Source organism: Actinomyces minihominis (assembly GCF_900187855.1).
In the GTDB taxonomy this organism is placed as follows: domain Bacteria; phylum Actinomycetota; class Actinomycetes; order Actinomycetales; family Actinomycetaceae; genus Scrofimicrobium; species Scrofimicrobium minihominis.
Window position 1 is genome coordinate 344,159 of sequence record NZ_FYEG01000001.1, and the last position, 21,814, is coordinate 365,972.

The 21,814-nt window shown below is 59.3% G+C and carries 16 protein-coding genes and 2 pseudogenes; 9 read left to right on the top strand and 9 right to left on the bottom strand.

Going from position 1 to position 21,814, the window contains the following annotated elements; translation table 11 throughout:
* Positions 1–8: 8 nt before the first annotated feature.
* Both CS903_RS01650 and CS903_RS01655 read right to left on the bottom strand, forming a co-directional pair.
* On the bottom strand, positions 9–1,943 hold the full coding sequence (locus tag CS903_RS01650; RefSeq protein WP_306345666.1) for a DUF6541 family protein: 1,935 nt from the start codon (positions 1,941–1,943) through the stop codon (positions 9–11).
* Positions 1,944–2,022: 79 nt separating this feature from the next.
* Positions 2,023–3,312 carry a nucleotide sugar dehydrogenase gene (locus CS903_RS01655; RefSeq protein WP_099331798.1) on the bottom strand — a complete coding sequence of 430 codons (1,290 nt, stop codon included), beginning with the start codon at positions 3,310–3,312 and terminating at the stop codon, positions 2,023–2,025.
* An 89-nt stretch (positions 3,313–3,401) separates the two neighbouring features.
* Here CS903_RS01655 and wecB point away from each other — a divergent pair, with 89 nt between their 5' ends.
* The 5 genes and pseudogenes from wecB to CS903_RS01680 all read left to right on the top strand — a co-directional run bounded on the left by wecB (position 3,402) and on the right by CS903_RS01680 (position 7,025).
* Positions 3,402–4,466 carry a non-hydrolyzing UDP-N-acetylglucosamine 2-epimerase gene (wecB, locus tag CS903_RS01660; RefSeq protein WP_099331799.1) on the top strand — a complete coding sequence of 355 codons (1,065 nt, stop codon included), beginning with the start codon at positions 3,402–3,404 and terminating at the stop codon, positions 4,464–4,466.
* A gap of 79 nt (positions 4,467–4,545) precedes the next feature.
* Positions 4,546–4,824 carry a type II toxin-antitoxin system Phd/YefM family antitoxin gene (locus tag CS903_RS01665; protein ID WP_099331800.1) on the top strand — a complete coding sequence of 93 codons (279 nt, stop codon included), beginning with the start codon at positions 4,546–4,548 and terminating at the stop codon, positions 4,822–4,824.
* Positions 4,821–5,126, top strand: a complete 306-nt coding sequence (locus tag CS903_RS01670) for a type II toxin-antitoxin system VapC family toxin (protein ID WP_099331801.1) — start codon at positions 4,821–4,823, stop codon at positions 5,124–5,126. The genes CS903_RS01665 and CS903_RS01670 overlap by 4 nt, the downstream gene beginning before the upstream one ends.
* A 221-nt stretch (positions 5,127–5,347) precedes the next feature.
* Positions 5,348–5,848, top strand: a complete 501-nt coding sequence (locus CS903_RS01675) for a cation:proton antiporter regulatory subunit (protein ID WP_164996637.1) — start codon at positions 5,348–5,350, stop codon at positions 5,846–5,848.
* Positions 5,763–7,025: pseudogene (locus CS903_RS01680) on the top strand (cation:proton antiporter). The gene CS903_RS01675 and the pseudogene CS903_RS01680 overlap by 86 nt, the downstream one beginning before the upstream one ends.
* Here CS903_RS01680 and CS903_RS01685 read toward each other — a convergent pair.
* Both CS903_RS01685 and CS903_RS01690 read right to left on the bottom strand, forming a co-directional pair.
* Positions 7,022–7,393, bottom strand: a complete 372-nt coding sequence (locus tag CS903_RS01685) for a fluoride efflux transporter FluC (protein WP_099331803.1) — start codon at positions 7,391–7,393, stop codon at positions 7,022–7,024. The pseudogene CS903_RS01680 and the gene CS903_RS01685 overlap by 4 nt on opposite strands.
* Positions 7,390–7,821 carry a fluoride efflux transporter FluC gene (locus tag CS903_RS01690; RefSeq protein WP_164996638.1) on the bottom strand — a complete coding sequence of 144 codons (432 nt, stop codon included), beginning with the start codon at positions 7,819–7,821 and terminating at the stop codon, positions 7,390–7,392. The genes CS903_RS01685 and CS903_RS01690 overlap by 4 nt, the downstream gene beginning before the upstream one ends.
* Positions 7,822–7,983: 162 nt before the next feature.
* On the opposite strand from CS903_RS01690, the pseudogene CS903_RS01695 reads away from it, so the two are divergent.
* Both CS903_RS01695 and CS903_RS01700 read left to right on the top strand, forming a co-directional pair.
* Positions 7,984–9,293: pseudogene (locus tag CS903_RS01695) on the top strand (ISL3 family transposase).
* Positions 9,294–9,426: 133 nt separating this feature from the next.
* Positions 9,427–10,275 carry a Sir2 family NAD-dependent protein deacetylase gene (locus tag CS903_RS01700; RefSeq protein WP_207203716.1) on the top strand — a complete coding sequence of 283 codons (849 nt, stop codon included), beginning with the start codon at positions 9,427–9,429 and terminating at the stop codon, positions 10,273–10,275.
* A 22-nt stretch (positions 10,276–10,297) separates the two neighbouring features.
* On the opposite strand, the gene CS903_RS01705 is transcribed toward CS903_RS01700, so the two are convergent.
* Both CS903_RS01705 and CS903_RS01710 read right to left on the bottom strand, forming a co-directional pair.
* Positions 10,298–12,628 (bottom strand): glycosyltransferase, encoded by a 2,331-nt coding sequence (locus CS903_RS01705; RefSeq protein WP_099331805.1) that lies wholly within the window; start codon positions 12,626–12,628, stop codon positions 10,298–10,300.
* A complete protein-coding gene (locus CS903_RS01710) occupies positions 12,625–13,722 on the bottom strand; it encodes a glycosyltransferase (RefSeq protein WP_164996639.1) in 1,098 nt (365 codons plus the stop codon). The genes CS903_RS01705 and CS903_RS01710 overlap by 4 nt, the downstream gene beginning before the upstream one ends.
* Before the next feature lie 172 nt (positions 13,723–13,894).
* Between CS903_RS01710 and CS903_RS01715 the strand changes: the two genes are divergently transcribed.
* Positions 13,895–15,097 (top strand): glycosyltransferase family protein, encoded by a 1,203-nt coding sequence (locus tag CS903_RS01715; protein WP_099331807.1) that lies wholly within the window; start codon positions 13,895–13,897, stop codon positions 15,095–15,097.
* On the opposite strand, the gene CS903_RS01720 is transcribed toward CS903_RS01715, so the two are convergent.
* Positions 15,094–17,358, bottom strand: a complete 2,265-nt coding sequence (locus tag CS903_RS01720) for a glycosyltransferase (RefSeq protein ID WP_129587558.1) — start codon at positions 17,356–17,358, stop codon at positions 15,094–15,096. The genes CS903_RS01715 and CS903_RS01720 overlap by 4 nt on opposite strands.
* A gap of 191 nt (positions 17,359–17,549) precedes the next feature.
* Between CS903_RS01720 and CS903_RS01725 the strand changes: the two genes are divergently transcribed.
* Positions 17,550–18,722 (top strand): glycosyltransferase, encoded by a 1,173-nt coding sequence (locus CS903_RS01725; protein ID WP_099331809.1) that lies wholly within the window; start codon positions 17,550–17,552, stop codon positions 18,720–18,722.
* 6 nt (positions 18,723–18,728) lie between these two features.
* Here CS903_RS01725 and CS903_RS01730 read toward each other — a convergent pair whose 3' ends face one another.
* On the bottom strand, positions 18,729–20,549 hold the full coding sequence (locus CS903_RS01730; protein WP_099331810.1) for an ABC transporter ATP-binding protein: 1,821 nt from the start codon (positions 20,547–20,549) through the stop codon (positions 18,729–18,731).
* Positions 20,550–20,558: 9 nt separating this feature from the next.
* Positions 20,559–21,806 (bottom strand): glycosyltransferase family protein, encoded by a 1,248-nt coding sequence (locus CS903_RS01735; RefSeq protein ID WP_099331811.1) that lies wholly within the window; start codon positions 21,804–21,806, stop codon positions 20,559–20,561.
* Between the last annotated feature and the right edge of the window lie 8 nt (positions 21,807–21,814).

Consider the following 21,814-nt stretch of genomic DNA (forward strand, 5'->3'; position numbering starts at 1 on the left):
TTACATTACTAGTCACAAGCCGTGATCCTAAGAAGTTTCCAGTTGTTCGTCTGTGAGATGAGAGTGAAACCTTCTTGGATGTCAACATCCGCAAACCCTGAAAAGTCACTTTGCACAGGTATCTCGCGCGCTTTCGTTCCGTAATCAAGATAGTAGTAAGCATCAGACTCTCTGATGATTTCGCAGACTCGCGGATCAGCTCTGAAGTTGCTGAAGTGTCCTGCAAGATATCGTTGATCCGCCGTGACCGGTGGCGAGATTCTGAAGTAGGGGTTGATCCCTTCCTCCAAGAACAAGTAGTCCATGGTTGAGGTGGGCAATGAAAGGACGAGGGCATCGGATGGGACCTCGCCCTCTAACTTACGAAGTTCCTCAACGTCCTCTGGCGATTGCTCGATCCGAGCAGCCGAGGGCGAGTACGCCATCGACATGTATGCGGCCTTCATTCGTGGAATCACATTGCCCATCCAGGCATTAAGGGCGAGAACAGAGACCAGAAGGATCACTCCGGCAAAACCGAAGACAATGCGGTCATCGACTGCGCTGCGCCTGGCGATCCACCCGATCCCCTCCGCGACTGCGCCACCGGCAAGAATCATGACCACTATCAGGACCGGCACCGAAAGCCTTTGGTAGTCCTTGTACCAAGGCCCAGTCAGAATACGAACCCAGTTGTCAGGCCCGGCAGAGGCAATGTAAAGCAGAACAAAGAAGACACCGGAAAGTACTACGACCTTTCCATTGAAGGTGCGGTGAACGAGCCACACACCACAAGCTGTGAGGACGAGCACTAGGAGCCATTCGTAACGCGAAGTTGTAAGAATGAACTCTCCATTTACCAACGTTTTGAGAGCCTCTGTGTAAGTAAACGATGGACGACTAAACCTACCCAGGGCCTGCACATATGACGAGTTCAGCAGCACCACGATCAACAGGGTTAGAACGCCGCCCCCCGCCAGCCATGCACTTATGACGCGCCATCTATGCGCACGGCGCCATGCTCGGACTGAAGCGTAGGAGGCCCCAACGAACAGCACTGCGGAAATCGGCACGATGAGCAGTAGCGCAACGGAAGGTTGCGCAAACAACGTTCCTGAGACGCCAATCAGTAGGAGAATCCATAGCTTCGCATCCCTGGAGGCTAGGGCTAGGAGCCCCACTCCGATGACAGCGGGGAAAACGGCAATCCCAAGACTGAACGGGTAGATGGCGAACCCTATAAGAACAGCGGCAGGAAAAATCACGCACCCCACCGCAAACAGGCTGGAGAATAAGGGCGCCGCCGGAGCCTTCGGAAAGAGAACGATTGAAAGTAGCGCCAGAGATAGTGGCCAGACGACAAACGCAACTACGAATACGGTCACATTGGTGGCGACGACGACCCCAGCCAGTGGGGCTATTAGAGCTGTGAACGCATGCCATAGCAGCGGGTAATACGCCGTCGTCCCGGGCGACTTATCGTACATGAACGCCAGCGCGTTAATTGGGTTTGCATTGCCACTCTCCGCGACGACATTGGTCCCGTAGAGATGGAAAGTGGAGTCGCCAGTCATCGGCAGTGCGTCAGGGGTAACCAGCGAGTGACCAAACGCAAATGAGCCTGCTATCACCGTGACTGCAACTCCGACTAACCCAAACATCAAGGCCTGATTGCTAATGCCAGACTGGACCACGTCCCTTGTGGTGCGACCTCTACGCCGCGATGCTACGCACCAAGCAATCACCAAGACCGTAAGCATCGCCAAGTAGCTAGCCCAGCCCCACTGAACTCCCAGGAGACCCAGCCCGGTTGAAGTTAGGCCCAAAACTCCAAGACCAAGCGCAGGAGATGCCAGAACTGCCCATCCGCGCGACAACAAAGTAGTACGCGCGACCAAATATCCTGGAGCCGTTAATACAAGTGTCTGTAAGACGACCAGGCCCGCGAATATCCACCAGCTCATTCTTGGATCATTCGTCCGGTCTAGGCTCGTCCCAGACCAAATAAGACCTGCAAGGAAGCGCCGTAATTTCGAGTCAGGGTCACTCTCCTATCACCAGCCTCGGCGTTCCTGCCCAGTTCTCCGCCTTCGTGACGCGACGCCCATCGAAGAGCAGCTTGATACCGGGGAAATCCGCGGGAGAAAGATCCGCGTAAGACTTGTGGTCGGCCTGAATGATGACGGCGTCGACTTTTTCTCCCAGGTGATACGGCTTCCAGCCGAACGCTTCCAGTTCCGCATCCTCGTACATCGGATCCTCAACCGAAACCAGTGCGCCCTCGCTACGTAGCGAACGCACGGTTTCGAAGATGCCGCTGAAAGCCGTCTCCTTCACACCACCACGGTAAGAAGCACCCAGCACGGCCACCTTGACGCCCTTAAGTGAGCCAAGCAGATTCTTGACCTGACCCACCACGTAGTCCGGCATGGCGGCGTTGAACTGGCGTGCGGTGCGCACAATTGAAGCCTCGGGGTCAGTCGAGAGGTACAGACGCGGGTAAACCGGAATGCAGTGACCGCCCACCGCAATACCAGGCCGGTGAATATGACTGTAAGGCTGCGAGTTGCAGGCATCAATCACGCGGTTGACGTCGATGCCTTCCTTATCCGCATACACAGCAAACTGGTTGGCAAGGCCAATGTTGACGTCACGGTAGGTGGTCTCTGCCAACTTCGCCATTTCGGCAGCTTCGGCCGAACCCATATCCCACACTCCGTTGGGTCGATTCAGGTCGGGGCGCTCATCAAAGGTAAGAACCTGCTCGTAGAAGTCGATTCCCTTCGCGGTCCCGGCGTCGCTGAGTCCGCCAACCAGCTTGGGGTACTTGCGAAGGTCCGCGAAGACCCGTCCGGTAAGGACCCGCTCTGGAGAAAAGACGAGATCGAAGTCTTCGCCCTCGGTTAGACCAGAAATTCGTTCCAGCATTGGCTTCCAGCGGTTGCGGGTCGTCCCGACCGGCAGGGTGGTCTCGTAGGAGACCAGGGTGCCTGGGGTGAGGTGAGCCGCAAGCGACTCGGTCGCCGCATCCATCCACGCGAAGTCAGGCTCCCAGGTCTCGTCGTTGACGAAGAGTGGAACCACCAGCACAACGGCATCGGCGTCAGGAATCGCCTCGGCATAATCGGTGGTTGCGCGCAGTCGACCCGCGGGGACCAGTTCGGTGAGCTTGTCCTGCAGGTGAGCCTCGCCTGGGAAGGGCTCCTGGCCCTGATTGACGAGGTCGACCGTCGCCTGACTGACGTCGACGCCAACCACTTCGTGACCCGCGTCGGCAAACTGCACCGCCAGGGGAAGTCCGATTTTTCCGAGTGCCACCACAGCGATTCGCACGTTTCCCTCCAAGGGCTGCTACCAGTTGACAAAAATCTCCGAAGTAAGTCTAACTGAGCATGCTTTGACCACCTGGTTAGACTAACCACATGCGCGTTTTATCTGTTGTGGGGGCCCGGCCCCAGTTCGTCAAGTTGGCGCCAATCGACAAGGCCTTGCGCCGAGCCGGAATCGAGCACGTCATCGTGCACACCGGGCAGCACTACGACCCGATGCTTTCCGACGTCTTCTTCCGGGACCTCGGCATTTCTGCACCCGCGGAGCATCTTGGGATTGGTTCAGGCTCACACGGTAAGCAGACCGGGGCGATGATGGGTGCCCTCGACGGTGTTTACGCCAAGCACCAGCCTGATTTGGTACTGGTTTATGGCGATACCAACTCAACTCTGGCGGCCGCCATCTGCGCCGCAAAAATGCACATACCCCTCGCTCACCTTGAAGCGGGCCTACGCTCTTTCAACCGTCGTATGCCTGAAGAGCACAACCGTGTCCTCACGGACCACGCCTCCGACATGCTCTTCACCCCCACCACCGTTGGTGCGCAACACCTTGCGAATGAGGGTATTACCGAGGGCGTGGTGATCACCGGTGACGTAATGACTGACGTCCTCTACGAGACCCGCGACATGGTGGCGGGTGCACCGTCACCTTTCAAGGACAGTCTTGGTCTGGCGGATGGGTCCTACTCGGTAGCCACGATCCACCGCGCTGAGAACACGGATGATCCAGAGCGTCTGAGCGAGATCATTGAGTCGCTGGGCCGCGTCGATCATCCGGTTGTTGTCTTGGCTCACCCGCGGCTTCTTGCCAAGGCAGAAGACTTCGGGATCTCCTTGAACCAAGGCAACCTCCAGGCGCATGCCTCCGTGTCCTACCCGGAACTGGTTTCCGCTGTCCTGCATTCCCGCGGCGTCATTACTGACTCGGGCGGCCTGCAAAAGGAAGCGTTCCTGCTTCGAGTCCCATGCACAACGGTTCGTCCCGAGACCGAGTGGGTGGAAACGGTTGAGTTGGGCTGGAACATCCTCGTCGAACCGGGGAAAGCACTAACCGAAGCGGCCTCGCGCCCTCATCCAGCGGCTACTGACGCGGAGCCGTACGGCGATGGGCATGCCGCCCAGGCGGTCGTGGCGGCCCTGCTGGCGCACAGCTAGATTCACAATCCTTCCCCTCTAGGGTTCTCCACATTGCTACTTCTTGTTGCGCCATCACGGCAGTTCTACAATGTAGAACATGGGAGTAGTTGGAATTAGAGACCTAAAGCAGAACGCGTCTGCCATTGTGGCGCGCGCGATCGAAGGGGAGGTCGTGACGATAAGCCATCGGGGTCGCCCGGTCGCTGTTCTAACCGGCCTAGAGCAGACCAGCTTGGGACGAATGGTCGAGCAGGGCCTAGTTGAAGAGCCGACCGTCGAACTGTGGGAGCTGCCGCTAGAGCCCTCACGCCGTATGCAGGGTGAACAGAGCCTCAGCGAGACTCTTCTTCAAGAGCGTGAGGGAGAGCGCTATTGACCTCACTGACCTATATCGACACCTCCGCCTTCGTGAAACTTTTGAAGGAAGAGGACGAGTCCGCTGCCCTACTCTCCTGGCTGCGAACAGAGAAGCAACGTCTGGTCACCTCCGACCTCACAACGACGGAGCTCCTCAGAGTCTGCCTCCGTTGTGTTCCGCACCGACTTGCAGTGGCCCATTCACTTCTCTCCGCCGTGACGCGTCTGCCCGTCTCGTCGACGGTCTTGCGTACTGCAGCTGTCCTTGCTCCCAGCACCCTCCGCTACCTAGATGCCGTGCATCTCGCCACAGCCCTGTAAGTCGCGGATGAAGCAAACTCGGTGCTCACGTATAACTTAGGAATAGCGGAAGCGTTCTTAGAACACGGTTTTGCTGCTCTCCAACCCGGCACGTAAGACCGACTCGTTACTTTTCCATTACTCAGCGGGACCTCACGCCCAAGTGGACAATGGGAAAGTCTGGGGACGCAGCACTGGTTCAAGTTATGACTGCGCCCCCAAAGCTTCGTCAAGGGGGAAGAATGCCGCACAACGATGGAATCTATATTGAGGAGAGTGAGCTGCCAGGGATCGGCTTACGCGACGACTTCCTAACCTCCAAGGGACTTCGTGTTGGCGTCATTACCCACCGCGACGGTCACCGCGACCTCCTCGTTTACAAGAAGGGTGACCCGGACTCGGTTTCCGAGACCATCTCCCTTACAGAAGGCGAAGCGGACACGCTCGCCGAGTACCTCGGCACCCGTCGCGTCGTGCAGCGCCTCTCGCGCCTCACCGATGCGATTGATGATCTTGAGGCAGTCAAAGTCAAAGTCAACGCGGGCGACTACATGGCTAACAAAACCCTTGGCGAAGGAACCATCCGTACCGACACGGGAGCCTCGATCGTGGCCGTCTGGCACAACAAAGAAGTCACGACCTCACCCATGCCCGACTATGTTATTCGGCCCGGCGACATACTGGTTTTGGTCGGTAGTGAAGCATCGATTGCAGCAGCACGCGAGATTATCAACGGAGTTTAGTAGTGGATTTGGCCCAGACGTTACTGGAGCTTGGTGGAATTATTCTGGGGTTGGGGATCCTCGGACGTTTCGCCAGTTTGATTGGACTTTCACCCATTCCCTTCTACCTGCTCGGAGGGCTACTCTTCGGTTCCGGCGGCGTCATTCCGCTCACCGCGCTGAGGACGAGTTCATTGAGATCGGCGCGGAAATCGGCGTCATTCTGCTGCTCTTCTTACTCGGCCTCGAGTACTCGGCCGAGGAACTGGTAACTAACCTGAAAACGCACTACGTCTCAGGTCTGTTCGACTTCGTCCTCAATGCGACCCCCGGAGCTGTCGTTGGCATCATGATGGGCTGACCCCCGGCCGGAATCATGGCGATGGCTGGCGTCACCTATGCAACGTCCTCGGGCATCGCAGCCAAACTGCTGGGGGAACTGGGGCGTCTCGGTAACCGTGAGACACCCATCGTGCTGTCGATCCTCGTCTTCGAGGACCTGCTTATGGCCCTCTACCTGCCGATCCTGACGGCACTTCTTGCTGGGGTCGGCGTCATCGGCGGACTGGTCTCTGTGGTCGGCGCGCTGACTGCGGTCGCCGTAGTCATGTTCATAACTCTGCGCTTCGGGAAGCAAATCAACAAAGCGGTCTTCTCGACCAACGATGAGTTGCTCCTCCTAGGTGCTCTCGGACTCGTCCTCGTTGTGGCTGGCTTCGCGGAAGAAATGCACGTCTCGACAGCGGTGGGTGCCTTTCTGGTTGGAATCGCCCTTTCCGGGCAAGTCGCGGAAAGTGTGCGAGCAGTTATCACTCCGTTGCGCGACCTTTTTGCCGCGGTCTTCTTCGTCTTCTTTGGGATGCAGACTAATGCTCACGAAATCCCCCCGGTCCTTGGAGCAGCACTCCTGCTGGGCCTCGTAACGATGGTGACCAAGATGATCGTCGGCGTGGTCGCCGCGCAGAAGGCAGGGATCGGCCTTCCCGGCCAGGTCCGTGCCGGAACGCTCATGATCCCGCGAGGCGAGTTCAACATCGTTATCGCAGGGCTTGCCACCTCTGCCGGGATCGCCGGAGTCGGGCCGCTTGCGGCTGCCTACGTCATGGTGATGGCTATCGCGGGGCCGATCCTGACGCGCTTCGCCGACCCGCTTACGGCACTCTTCATGCGACGTAAGAACGAGAGACTCGAAGCCTAGGAACCTGACCCGGTCAGCGCCAGTCCAGCAAGAGCAGCAAGGACAGCGAGAACTAGCGTTCCGAAACCGTAGAACAAGGCTCGACCCCACTTTCCGTCCTCCGCCAGTGTCACGCCTTCGAGGCTGGCGGAGGAGAAGGTGGTGTAGCCACCAAGTAGCCCAACCGTGAGGGCCGGCCCCCAGACCATGCCGCTCAAAGGGCCTACGATCAGGCCAAGAACGAAGGAACCGCTGAGGTTGATGAGCCAGGTTCCCCAGGGGAACTGGGCCCGCGCTCGCGCAAGAATCGACGCATCAATCAGGAAGCGTACCGAGGCACCGAGCCCACCTCCCAGTGCGACGAGGAGGGCGAGGACCAGACCGTTCACGGTGCCACCTTACCCGCTGCTGAACCCGTGCGGGCTAAGCGCCTGCCAACGAGAAGTCCTACGAGGCTCAAGCCCGCTCCGACGACTACAGTGCCCAAGGAGTAGACCACTGCACTCCCCGACAGACCCTGCTGCAGGTTAGTGGCAGTGTCGAGGGCGAGCGTCGAGTAGGTGGTGAACCCACCCATCATGCCGGTCCCCAGTAAGAGCCGGAGTCGCTGCTGACCAATCGTCGGAGAACCCGCCCCTGTAACCCAGCCAACCAGCAGGGCCAAGAGGAACGCGCCGCTCAGGTTGATGAGGAAGATGTCCCAGTCGAAGACACTCTCGGACCCCGCCAACAAATCAATCAGGTAGCGCAGCAATGCCCCGACCGCTCCCCCGGCAAAGACGAGAACGACACCCACGTAACGCGACTTCGCCTTCACAGCGCCCACTCCAACCTCATCTCCCAGTCGACGGTTCGATCGATTCCCCTCGAACCTTACCGCCCAGCAGTTTGCAGGCTCTTCACAGTTGAGGCTGTAGTTGGTGGCCCTTCCGGGGGATGGTGTTGGTGTCGAATCAATATCAAGCCGCCGGGAGGGCCTGTGTTGAAGTTTACCGCGCCGCGGATGGAATCGGTGTTTCGGGTTGATGAGTTCGGTTTAGTTATCACTGGTCAGGCTTGGCAGGAATGGCGGGGACGTAAGGAACTAGTTCTGGAGTGCCGCTTAGCGCAGCGGCTGGGGTGGTGCCAGGGGTGTGGGTGCCAGGGTAGGGCTCGTGGCAGTCGGCGGCGCTGGCTTATTCATGCTCCTTGTGGGACAAGACCGGTTCGTTTGTTGGTGCGTCTTCGTCAGTTCACTTGTGACGCTTGTGGGTCTTACTGGTCTGAGCAAATCCCTGGCGTCCCACCGCGCAAGTAAGCTCTCCCCGCACGCGGTGACGTGGGCTTTAGCGGCGGTGGTAATGGACTCCATGTCAATCCGGCGGGTAGCACTGAACTTGGGGGCCGCGTGAAACACAGTAAATGAGGCAGTGCTGAACGCGGGGTGGGACTACCTGATCACTGACCCCAGCAGATTGACGGGGGTCACCACGATTGGGGTGGATGAACACTGCTGGTCTCACACAGTGCGCGGCGACAGGTATGTCACGGTGATCATTGATCTAACACCCAGGAAAGAGGGGAAGCCAGCAAGACTGTTAGATATGGTGCCAGGACGGTCTAAACAAGCGCTCAAGGCCTGGCTTGAGGCCCAAACCAGCAGTTTTGCGGCGGAACATCAAAGTTGCGGCGATGGATGGTTTCACCGGCTATAAAACTGCGGTAGGGGAAGTGCTACCCCGCGTAGTGACAGTGATGGATCCTTTCCACGTGGTCCAGCTCGCTGACCAAAAACTGACTCAATGCCGGCAACGATTACAGCAAGAAACGCTGGGGCGTCGCGGCAGGAGTGGGGACCCCTTATACCGGATCCGTAGGCCACTGCTGTCCCGTCCTGCCTACTTGAGTGAAACCAACTGGGCCAAGGTCATGGAAGCGTTAGAAAACCCCGACTACACGGCACTGGCTCGCTTGTGGCAGGTCTACCAATCCTTCATCCAGGCCTTTGAAAACCCCAACAAACAAAAAGCCCGCAGCAGGCTTGGTGCCATCATTGATGCCCTCACCCCAAAAGTCACCCGAGGTCAACCCGAACTACGGGCCCTAGCACGAACCCTGAGACGCAGACGAAATGACATCCTCGCTCATTTCACCCACCCCTACTCCAGTAACGGGCCAACCGAAGCGATAAATGGCCGCCTAGAACACTTACGCGGCATCGCCCTAGGCTTCACGAATCTTGGCAACTACATCACCCGCAGCCTCCTGCACAGCCGCGGATTCAAACACCAACTACAGCCTCAACTGTGAAGAGCCAGTTTGCACCTTAGAACCGACTGCCTTCCTCCCCTAGCGAGCAAGGCAGTGAGTGTTCTCACCGATCTCTGGCAGCCTTGCTGCCGCTCCGTTAGGTTGGTTGGAAGACACGAGCCCGGAGGTGGCCTTGCAAGATCCGGCAGAAGAGTTGGCGCAATCGTTGGAGTTCGACGTCCTCAAAGCACTCTTCGAGGACGGCCCTGCGGTCCTGCTGACCGGTGCCGGAATAAGCACTGACTCTGGGATCCCCGACTACCGTGGCGAGGGCACTCCGCCCCGCACACCGATGAGCGTGCACCAGTTCCACAGCGATCATCACTACCGCCAGCGGTTCTGGGCTGAAGCTCGCGTAGGTGAGCACCACTTCCGCACCATTGAACCCAACGCTGGACACTTCGCGGCCGCTCAACTTGAGGCTGCCGGGCTCCTCACCGGTGTCATAACCCAGAACACCGATGGCCTGCACCAACGCGGCGGAGTCAAATTCGTCGCGGAACTACACGGCAATGGCACCGTCTTTCGTTCCGTTGACCATGGTCACCGCTGGGGACGAAGCGAAGTCTTGCAGTGGTTTGACGTGGCGAACCCCGGTTTCATCGACCTCAACAAGAATGCCCAACTGAACCCAGACGGTGACGCCGACGTGACCGAGGTTGAGGATGTTGTGGTTCCGATCTGCCCGGCCTGCGGCTCGATGCTTCGCCCCGACGTCGTCTACTTCGGCGAACACACCTCACCAACGACGTTCGCCCTCGCGGAGCAACTTCTTGGTGAAGCCAACTCTCCGCTGGTGGCGGGTTCCTCTCTAGCTGTGAACACACCGATTCGCATCGTCAACCGAGCTCAGCAGCGCGGGGTTCCGATCGGGATCATCAACCGAGGCAGGACCGCCATTGATGGACGACCTTCGGTAGAAGTTCGCATCGACGGTGGTGCCACCGAGTGGCTGGTGGCATTGGCAGACGAGCTGACCTAGTCACTAGTCGAGGCGCAAACACCTACGAGTTGGCGCCTCCCACGAGGCCGTCATAGATGGTCCGGTAGGCATTCGCAACTGCACGTGGACTGAAGCGGTCGCGGACCGACTTGGATATCTCGTCAGCACTTACACCCCTCGTCTTATCGCGGAGCCGCAACAGGGCATCTGCGTAAGCCTCGGGGTCTTCCTCCGCGACGATTTCCGAGAAACGCTCATCCGCATACTCAACGTGGCCTCCCTGGTCGCTCGCGCAGAGAGGCCGACCACTAACCAGTGCTTCCGCAGCCGCCACGAAGAAGTTGTCGCCCTTGGTAGGGGCAAAGAAGATGTGGGAGTCAGCAATCTCCTTCTCGACCTGCGCCGGACTGCCGGGGCCAAGGAACACCGTGTCCACCCCTAGCTCTTCCGCTAGTTGGGCCGCCTCTTCTCTTTGGTCGCCCTCCCCCGTCCAGCGCAGCGATGCCTTCACTCCACGCTTATTGAGGGCGAAGAGCGTCCTCACCGCCAGCAATGGGTTCTTACGTTCGATTACTCCCCCCGTCGACGAGAGCCGCAGCGTCTCGTCCGTGGCGTCTAGGGGAACGACCTGCGTTGGGACAGGCACGATACAGGGGATCAGCTCGACCGTTTTTGCTCCTCGAAACTGCCTGATTGGCGCGGCCAGCCGTTCACTCTCGGCCACGACCACGTCGGGCAGCCGCAAGAGGGCGGCAAACGCTGGGCGCACCAGACGCAGAAGACGCGAAGCTGAGGCCGGAGCACTAAGCGCAGACCAGTGTTCCGTGTGAACCCAGGGCAATCGGCCCCGGGCAGCTGCAACCGCGGGCAACACGGAAATCGCGTGGGAGTTGACGAGGTCGAAGTTGCGCAGTGCAGACCGAAGAGTGCGGGTCGCACAGGCGACGGAAGCAGGCCGGGCCGGGTTCATCCCAATGTGGAGGACGCGCACGCCCCCTCGCACTTCTCGTTTCAGTTGCCCGTCGGGAACCTCGCGATCAAGATGGATAACACTGACGTCCGCACCTGCCTGCGCAAGTGCTTCAACCTCACGCGCGACGAAGAGGCCGGAAACCTCGTTCGTCGCCGTCGGATACCACGGGGTCACGACAGCTACCCGGGGCTCCGGGGCATGCTCCGAGCGGCGCTTCCCCTCCGCCACGGTCGACAGGAAGGACACTGCCTTCTTTGCCGTGGCCCTGATCGAACGGTTCTCAACCACCCAGCGCCGCAGTCGAGCCGGATCCCCACCGGGAGCAGCCGCGTCAAGATAACTCAGCACCGCGATCGCGATCTCGTCGGGATCGTGAGCAGTGACGACCCCCAGATGATGCTCGGCAATATCGCTTGCTGCCGGACCTTTGCCCGCGTAAACAACAGGAACTCCAGCTGAAGGAGCCGCCAGAACCTTGGTTGGATAGGCAAAGTCATAACCCAGATCGGGGACGATTGAAACCAGTGAGCACCGGGCCCCGCTCAAGAGTCGAGCAACTTCCTCGGGCGAGGAATGTGGTAACTGCACGATGACATCGCGCCCGTGGCGCGCATTTACGTCCTCGGCAATGGCAGCAATGGTGTCCCATTCACTGCCCTGACCGACAAACACCAGCTGCGCAGTCGTGCTGAAGAGGGCGACCACATCGAAGGCGCGCGCAAATACGGAGGCTCCCTGCCATTCGGAAGCCGTTCCCGCGTAGATAGCGTAGGGGCCTGTAATGCCAAGCGCTTTACGTTCGTCCTCGGCAAGAGGGGCCGTATCGAGGCGATAGACCTCGGTGTCGATCCCGTTGGGAATGACCGCTATGTTGGGAGCCCCCAGTTCGCGGACGCGCTCGGCCACCCCCTCCGAGACTGCAATTACCCCTGCGGCCCCACGAATCGCGAACTTCTCCACCAACCGCAGCACACTGACAACTAGCTTGGGTGCGCCCGCAATCTCACTAGCATCTGACCAAATGTCCGCCGCGTACCAGACGTAGGGGAAGCGGCGCAGCGTCGCGGCAACCCGGGTTACTGCTCCGGTAGTGGGTGGCGGTTCCACGAGGACGACGTCGGGACGGCGCGCAGCGAGGAGTCTGAAGAAGAGCGGGAGATCAAACGACATGTAGGGCAGATAGCCGCGAATGTAGCCTGTCGCATCGCGCAGGGCGGGCCAGCGACTGACCGAGTAGGTGAAGGTAGCTGGAAGACTACGTGCGGATGGAGCCGGCGTTGTGGTGAGAACCCTGACCAGCGCCCCCTCGTCCTCAAGCGCCTTGCAGACTGCCCCGAGCCGGAACGAAGCCGCTGCTGGTTCCGGCAGAAAAATGCGGCTGGCGACGATTACAGAAAGCCTTCCCCTAGAGTGACTCACGCTCCTACCTCCTTCAGAACGCCTGCCGCGTAGGCTGCGCGCGCTTCCCAAGTGTTGCTCTGCCCGGCCTTTGCCGCATTTGCGGCTTTTGCCGCGACCTCTGCTGGAGCGGCTTTGAGTCGCTTGAGCAGATCCGCAAGCGAAGCCGCATCGAAGTCCGCTACCCAACCGGCATCGGCTTCTTCAACGACTTTAGCTGCCGCAGTGTCTCGCGAGGCAATGATTGGCTTTCCACGCCCCAAGTACTCGTAGAGCTTCACAGGGGCTGCAAAGGAGCGGTACTCCTGAGGGCGCATGAAGAGGAGCGCGATGTCCGCCTGATCGTAGAGAGGATCCAGAGCGTCGCCTGATCCCATCACGAATGATGTCGCCTCACCCAAGGTCTCCGCGTACTCCGCCTCCGCGGCCCTTCTGTTCTCCTCGCGGGTACAGATGGTGAGTTCTACGTCCCGGCTCCTCTCAACACCTTCGATCAGCGCGCTGACGTCATAGTGCTCGCCCCCAACGGCGCCCACATAGAAAAGCCGAAGTGAGCCGTCCGTGTCATGGCTTTGACCCGACCCAGTCTGGGGGTCCGCTCCCGGTGGCAGTGCAACCTGCAGGGGTCCGTTGAGGCCGGGAACGTAGCGCCCCATCTCGACGGAGGGCAGGAAGACCACGTCCGCGTAGCGATTAAAAGTCTTGATCTCGCGGGAGTAGAGCAACTTCATGACGGTTGCGGTGGGAACGCCGACGCCTTGCACATAGTCATCGAAAGCCCAGTAGACATCCCTGTAGAAGACGCCGATGGGGGTCCCGTGCTCGTGCAGAAATCGGAAGATCTTTCGGTCCAAGTTGAGGATCAGCGGGAAGTGGCGCGGTTCTGTGAACGATGAGGGGATCGTTGCCGCCTCGGAGTAGACGAAGTCAGGCTTCCAGCCCGCTGCCACGCCGCGTCGCAGAGAGGCAAATCGTCGACGCCGTTCCGCTGCGTAACCCGTGATCTGAAAGACCTCAAAGCCCAGCGCTTTGAAAGCCTGCAACATTTTCCAGGGACGAATCGCGGAAGCAGTGTTGGCGCCTGCGCTAACCGGGAACGGCGTATGAAAGACCATTCGCCTTGGTGCCGGTCCCGCTGAACCTGTCCCAGGACCCCTCATGCCAGCCCCCCTCCCTTGCCCTTACATCTGGCGGTCTACGTCGAGTCAATCGAAAAAGCAATGCCGCCCCGCTAGACTAGAGCGTACCGCGGCCTACCGCACAGCAGCGGAAGAGGGGAAGCAAACCGTGGGTGAAGTTGGCAAACCGGGTGGGAAAGCCCTCCTCGTCTCCTACACCGATATCGACCGTGATCCTCGAGTCAGGCGTGAGGTCAACTGGCTGGTCGAGGACGGATGGACCGTCGACACCTTAGGACTGGGCAATCAGAAGGTCCCAGGTGCAGCCCACAGCTACTTCCTTGAGCCTCCACGTCGGTGGGTGACCTCAAGACTGGGCTACCTCATAGCCGGCGCAGTCCTGCCCCGAAAGGTCTCCTTCCGCCGTCAGCTGCTTGATCGTGTTCCCACGGCTGTAATACAACGGGTTAAGGCTGGGTTCTACGACCTCATTGTTCTAAATGATCAGGAGTTTCTCCCCTGGCTCACGGATGATCGCGCTCTTGGCAGTGCCCTCGACGTGACGCAGTTTCACGTCGACATGCATGAGAAGAGGAACCCTCGTTTCCGACGTGACACCGTTGGAGCGCGACTGGCCGCACCGTACTACCGGTGGCGCTACCGACAATTGGCGAACCCGAGGATTCACTCACGCACAGTCGTCAATCAGCCCATCGGCGCCCTTTACGCCGAAGAACTTGGCATTCCTGACCTGACGCCCATTCGCAACATCCCGCCGTTTGAAGACCTCACCCCAGTTGATCGGGGTGACGGAAAGATCAAGCTGCTCTTTCACGGCATGGGAGGGAAGCTGCGCGGGATTCAGGAAATTGTCGAAGCCATGGGCACGTTGCCTGACCGCTTCGAGGCGACTTTCATGCTCATGCCGAGCCCCGACCAGCACCTGTGGCTGAAGGAGATGATTGAGGCAAGTCCAGCGCGAGGGCGCATCGAGATTGTCCCGCCCGCTCCCATGACTGAGATCGCCAAGTCGATTAACCGCTACGACATGGAAATTATCTATTTACCCCCATCGAACATGAATCTGACCTACGCCTCCCCCAACAAGTTCTATGAGGCGCTGCAGGGGCGCCTTGCACTTGCCGTGCGAGACGACTTCATCATGGCGCCACTAGTGCGCGAATGGGGTAACGGGGTGGTCGTGCCAGGACACAGTGGGACACAGCTTGCCGATGCTCTACGTGACCTGACTGTTGAGGAAGTCCAGCGGATGAAACTGGCCTCGAACACTGTCGCTCAGGAAGTTAACGCAGAAGCTGAGGGAAAGACCTTCCTACGTGCAGTGCGGGACGGCGCGCCCGACAACGCCTAACTCGTTTGGCTGAGGAACTGCGCCACTTCCAGGGCCCGATGACGCCAGGTCTGTTCGGAACTGTACTTGCGGACCCGTTCTGAGCGGATCTCAATCTCTTGAGGATCCGAGCCGACCTCGATCAGCCAGTTACGGAAACTTTCCACGGAGTACGGAAGCACCCAGCCCAGTCCATTCTGCTCGATTAACTCGGCGGCATTCGTTCCTGCTGAAGTGACAATCGGTTTGCCTCTGCCCAGGTACTCGTACAGCTTCATAGGTGCAGCCATACTTCGGTACTCATCGGGCTTCAAGAACAGGCACCCCACCTCAGCCCAGGAGTAGAGAGCATCAAGACCGCTTCCAGAGGCATGCACAACGTGGGCACCGTCGGTGGTGACACCGTCCTCAGCCTGCGCGACGCTCGGATAGAGGGACTTCCTGGAGGCCCACTCATCGGGTCGAACGCAAAGTAGAAGCGTCCCGTTAGGGGCCGTTCCAACCGCTTCAACAACCTTGTGGAGGTCGTACGCTGCACCGATTCCACCCACGTAGAACACGTGTGGCTGGCTACCCCCAGAGGGGGTCGGCTCGCTGGAGAAGTCCAAATCCAAACCCGGGGGCAGGGGCTCCACTCGGGGAAAGCGACTCCGGCCAGGAATGTAGTCGGCAAACTTTCGTGACGGGACGAACAGCACGGAAAGTGCATGCCTGTAAGCCCGCAAGTCAGCCCGGTAGCGCCACACGAGGAACCTTCCCAGGGCTCCCTTGGGCGCATGCTCAGTGAAGTTCCAGTAGATGTCCCTGTAGAACAACCCGGTCGGGATTCCGTGACTGCGGCAAAACTCGATGAACTTCAAGTCGCGACTAAGACTGGTGTGACGCGTCACGGGTTCACCCAGACCCGTGGGGGTTGTCTTTGATTCCGAGTAAAGGAACTGTGGTCGCAGGCCGGCGGCAATCGCGGCTCGCAGTGCCTTCATCTGCCGACGTCGAGTGTCATGGTTTCCCGAAACTTCAAAGACCCTGTAGCCAGCTTCTTCAAACGCCTTGCGCATCTTCACAGGGCGAATGCCGCTCGCACTCTTGGAGTTTGGGTCGAGCTTAAAGGGAACGTGGAAGATCATACTCGGCTTCGCGTCGGGCCCGAACCGGTCGGCGAGCGCCGCGATCGCCCTCGTCCAGTCCCCGACGTGCTGCTCGGCCGAAAGAGGCCAGGCAGCCTTGTCGGCATTGGCCTTGAACCTGGCTACCGACTCTGGGTCGAGCGCATCAATGGCCTCCGCGAGGCTTGCAGCCGTAAAATCCTTGGTTATCAGCCCAAGATCGTTCTCTTCGACGATCACTTCGATGGGCACAGTGGGGCCGGAAATGACTCCGAGCCGAGCCTGGACGTAGTCAAATAACTTGTTCGGCAGCGTCATCCGTAGGTTCGAAGTCGTGGGCGGGAAGAAGGGCAACCCGATGTCGTACTGGTTCAGCGTCGAGATCAGCTGCCGGTGGGGCACCGGGGGAAGGACCCGAACCCGGCCACCGGTGCTTTCTGCGAGTGAAACCAGGCTCTTGTGGTAATCGGTCCCCTCACCCATGAGGAGAAGATCGAGCCGAACATCAGCCGATGCAAGACTGACAGCCTCAATTAGCGTCTCAAGACGGCGGTTGACGTTGCTGGCGCCGGAGTGAACCAGTCTCAGAGGCTCATGGACGGGTGTCGGAGAACTTTCGACGAAGTAGGAGGCATTGGGAACCACGCCGCACTTCAAACCAAACTCTTTGGAGTAGTGTTCTGCCAAAGCGTGGTTGATCGTGGTGACCGAGTGGATCCGGCTGGCCCAGTGCTTCAGCATCCACTCGAAATAGGGGCGCCGTAGACGATTCCACGCCGGCTCGTTGTCGCGCAACCCCACCCAGTACTCATGCAGATCAAGATGGATTCTGTTCGGGTCGGTAACCGCGAGCGCCACTCCCACGGAGTCGAGGTCGTTGGCAAGAAGGATATCGAAACGTGCTTGCTTCAGTGCTGTACGTGCTTGTCGGACTGCCCCATCGGACCAGTAAGCCAGTTCGTAGGCCTTGGCATGCCAGAAGGCGGCGCGAATCTTTTCCTCGTTGGCCGTGATGGTTCGTTCAATCTCAATGTGGGGGATATCTTCGGCAACCGGGCCCCCGAATCCACAGGTGGTGACTGCGTAGTCATCCCGAAAGGTCTGCACCTGACGCAGGATCCGCGCATCACTCGCCAGGTTGGAGAATGACAAAATCATCAGCCTAGGTTTACTCATCACCACTCCGGGCTCGGTCGACGGACAGCACTCCCCCAGCGTATTGCAATTGCCCTGCTCTGAAGACAGCTCCGCTGCTGGGCTGGGGAGTTGCGGATATCGGCCTCTTCACCGAAATACTTGCTAACGTGTCCGATGAAGCCACAACTTGGCCCGGTCTTAGTCGGCTCCCCAGCGGTACTGGAGGCAAAATGCATGTCTTGTTCGTTCCCTCGTGGTACCCGAAAAATGCCGGTGATATTGCGGGCTCCTTCTTTCGTGAGCAGGCCGAGGCCCTCTCAAGAGGCGGGGTTCTAGCAGGCGTGCTCGCGTTGACGCCCGACCCCATCTACGCGAAAGGGCACAAGCCGCAGCGGCCACTTCAGGTCAGCAAGGAAAACGGGCTCGGTGTTGTTCGGGGCTCCATCACATTTCTGCTTCCCCTGCAGCGCTGGCTCGATGTTCAGCTCTCGAAGCGACGCCTGTATCACGCTTGGGAAACGTACGTGGCCAACTTCGGCAGGCCAGATGTGATCCATGCTCACAGCCTGTTCCCAGGCTCATACTTCGCCGACGTACTCTCCAAGAAGTATGGGGTCCCCTTCATCTACACGGAACACCGGACTCTGGGCCATCTGCTAACCCGATCACGACTAAGCAAGAGAGTCGCCCAAGAGATCGTCCGAGCGGCGCATAGCCGTCATGCAGTATCGAAGGGGCACGCCAAGCACCTAGCGGAGAGGTTTGAGACTCCAGACTGGGAGTACACCCCCAACCTGCTTCCGCCCAGTTCCGAAGTCGAACAGGAGCTGACTTGGTCCGAAGGGGAGGCAGCCTCCCACTACACCTTTGGGCACATGTCCATGCTCGTGGCCTGGAAGCGCGCCGATATGCTGCTCGAAGCGTTTGCCAGGGTCCATGAGAAGGATCCGAACGTGCGCCTTGTCATTGGCGGTCCCAACCCTGAGCAGGCAGGCCTTCTCGACCTTGCTGAGTCGCTTGGTATTAGCGAGGTCGTCACGTTCCTGGGGCTTGTAGACCGTTCGACGGTGGCCGATTTCTACCGATCAATCGACTGTTTCGTCCTCCCCTCCGCCACTGAACCGATGGGCGTGGTCCAAGTTGAGGCATTAGCAGCGGGTGTCCCTGTCATCAGCACAAGGACATGGGGCGGCGAGACTGTCATCGAAGAGGGCGACGGCTTGCTGGTGGACATCGATGATGTCGATGGACTTACTGAAGCCATGTTTCACGTGAAAGACGAACCCGAGTCCACCTCGGACCGTCTGAACCGCCGCGAGCGGAGTGTTCGCAGGTTTGGCTCGAAAGCATTTGTCGATCGGTACCGAACGGTCTACGGCGCCGCGGTGGCAGCTGGAAGGTAGAAAGCTCTAGTTCTCGTCAAGAAGCCCGGCTAGCGCAGCCTGCTGCGCAAACTCCGGCACTTGGGTAACTACTTCCATGAATGTTCCCGAGCCGAGGATGCGACCCTGATCTAGGTAGCAGATCTGGTCGTAGTCACGGATAGTCGCCAGGCGATGCGCCACGGTGATGAAAGTGACGTCACCCTGGAGTTTCTCTAAAGACTCAGTGACTCGACGTTCAGTCGCAGTATCGAGGGCGCTCGTGGCCTCATCCATCACCATGATGAGGGGATCAGAGTAAAGGGCGCGGGCTATGCCCAGCCTCTGCTGCTGCCCTCCGGAGATCGATGCGCCGCGCTCCCCTACCTTCTCGGCAATGCCGTCGCCCCGCTGCGCCAGTTCATGGAGGTCAGCGCGTTCCAGGGAGGAAATCACGCGATCGCGGTCGTACTCAGAACTCCAAGTCAGGGCAACGTTCTGGGCGATGGAAGCATCGAAGAGGGCGACGCGCTGCGGTACATAACCGACTCGAGCCCGCCACTGCCCCATCACGGTCTTCAGTGGCAAACCGTCGATTGTCATCGTGCCGCGACTCGCTTCGCTGAGGCCGAGAATGACGTCGACCAGGGTGGATTTACCGGCTCCTGAAGGCCCCACAATGGCAAGGGTCGAACCAAAGGGTACGGTCAGGGAGATGTCATCGAGGACGTCCTTGTCGGCCTTCGGGTAGCGGAAGCCAACTCCAGCCAACTCCAGCTGCCGGGGGTTCTCCGGGAGGACTTCCGTGTCCTTCGCTAGCCGCTCGACCTCGTCAACCTCGACCTTCTTTAGCTCGCGAATAACATCCTTCGCGTAAACCTGGTTCGCAGAGGCCTGTGCCAACGTGGCCTGAATGGAGTTGAGGGCCGGGATCATCCGGAAACCCGTTACACCGAACAGGGCCACCGCGAACAGCGCTTGGTTCAGTCCACCAGTCGCATAGGCCACGCCGCCGACCAGAAGGAAGCCCCCGATTAGTGCGGACTCCATCGCATACTTGGGGACAACCCCTAAAAAGGAGATGTTGGCTCGCGCTCTGGTCGCGCGCCGACGGTTCTGCTGAAGCACTTCGCCAACCTCATCCAGCTTCCCTCGCAAGGTAACTTCCTTGAGGGCATCAACCATCTCCGTCATGATGGTCGCCACCCTGTAGGCAAACTGGCGGTTGTGCAGGCCGGCAAGACGCATGCGGCGGTTCAGCACCACCATGATCAAGAGGGCAACGATGCCGAGGTAGACCAGGGCGATCAAAGCGATCCACGGCTCGGCAACGACGAGGACGAGGAGGATTGAGACAAACGTGACGACGTTCCCCGGAACCTGCGAGAGGGGAAGGATAAAGCCCAGGTTGGTATTTGCCATCGAACTGTCAACGATGCGAGTCACTTCTGCCGTACTCAGTTGTGAGCGCTGTTCCCAAGTCGAGCGGGTGTAGGCCCGGAAGAGGTCGTTGCCAACCTCCAGCTCATAGCGGGCGAACCTCCGCGTTGCGAACCAGTGCATCATCACGGCAACGACACCCTTAAGGATGAACAGCAAACACATGACGAGGACGAGCCCCAGGGTCCAGCTCTCAGGAATAGGGCCAAAGATTGGCAGAGTCATCTGGGTCCCGGTGACCAGTGGAGTGATGACAAGAAGCATCAGCCCAAGCGCAACGGTCTCAACGAGGCCGAGGGTGCCGGAGATTATGGCGTACCAAATGTAGAAGGGTTTGGCGCCACGAGGAAGCACCTCGAAGAGCTCAGAGAGAGTTCCAAGCAGCTCTCGAACCCCCGCTCGCTTTGGGGCAGAGTTCCGTTTCGTCATTTGGCAAGCCTAACGCTGAATTGCCGACTTCTTTCGGGGAGCTCCGTCACGCCTAAGGAAGTTTTCATCCAGAATCTGGGCCACTTTGTTGGGATTGTGAACCTCGGACAGGTAACGTCGTCCAGCCCTCCCAATCTGCTCGCGCTGCTCACTGTTCGCCGCCAGGTCAGCCACCACCGCCGCAAGCGTCTCAGCCTGTGCTTCGACTAGTGGCACTGTGAAGCCCATTCGGTCTAAAATCCTCTGCCGAACTGAATCTCCGACCTCGGCAATCACCGGCTTACCTAGCGACAGTCCTTCGAGAGCCGCCACTCCGTACAAACCCATGCCGACCTGATCGAGGACGATATCCGCTTCTCGAATGGCCTCAACGACCTGGGCTGGCGTCAGGCCCTGAAGTTCCCGGTACTCAACAACTCCGTCCAGATGACGCATCGCTTCGCGAATCGACGCGGTCCCCTTGAGGGCCACCCGTGAGGGCACATGGACCACGATGGGGAGCCTTCCAGGCAGGTGACTCCTTGTGGCTTCGGCGCCTGGTTTGTCAGGCTGCCACAGCTCAGCATCGTGCAGGGTGGGCAGCCACACCGCGTTGGGGCGATAGTCAAGCAGGTCTGGGGTTGAGGCAAACTCGGTCAGCCGCAGTCGGTCGGCCAGCTCAGCATTCTTCCGGGTGCTCCCCTCCAGCTGATCCGTCAGCCCTCCTAGGTCCGCGGCAAAAGGCGAACTGTTGTGAGTCGCCCAGTGTGCAGATGGACGGCGAATATCAGAACCATGCCAGACAAGACCGACTTCAAGTCCGGCCTCCTGCAGAACCTCAACTTCACGCTCTAGGTCTCGACCAAGCCGCGTCCCCAGAAGCGGCGACGCTGACTCGATCAAGACATGGGAGAAGTTAGACCGGAGCGCTCGAAGCTGACGCTTTGACCAAGTCGGGGAATGCCTCAGGGCGTTAAGTGAGGTTATGGCATCAGCGGGAAAGCGAATCGGACCATTTCCACGGGTAACGCCGAGACTGGCAGAAGCGACTTCAGGGAGCAGGGCTGCCGCGTCAGCCCACCGCTTCGCTTGTCCCGCGGTGTTGAGCGGACCGATGAGGAGGGTTCGATCTGCGGGCCCGACTTGGGGGACTGCGCTGTCATCGGCTCTACTCCACTGATTCTCTGCTGGAACCAACCGGTCTCGCACTGGTTGTGGAAGGTAGGGCGTGGCAGAAAGGAGACCCCATCGCGCTGCCTTGAGAACTCTTGAGGACACTGCTCGCA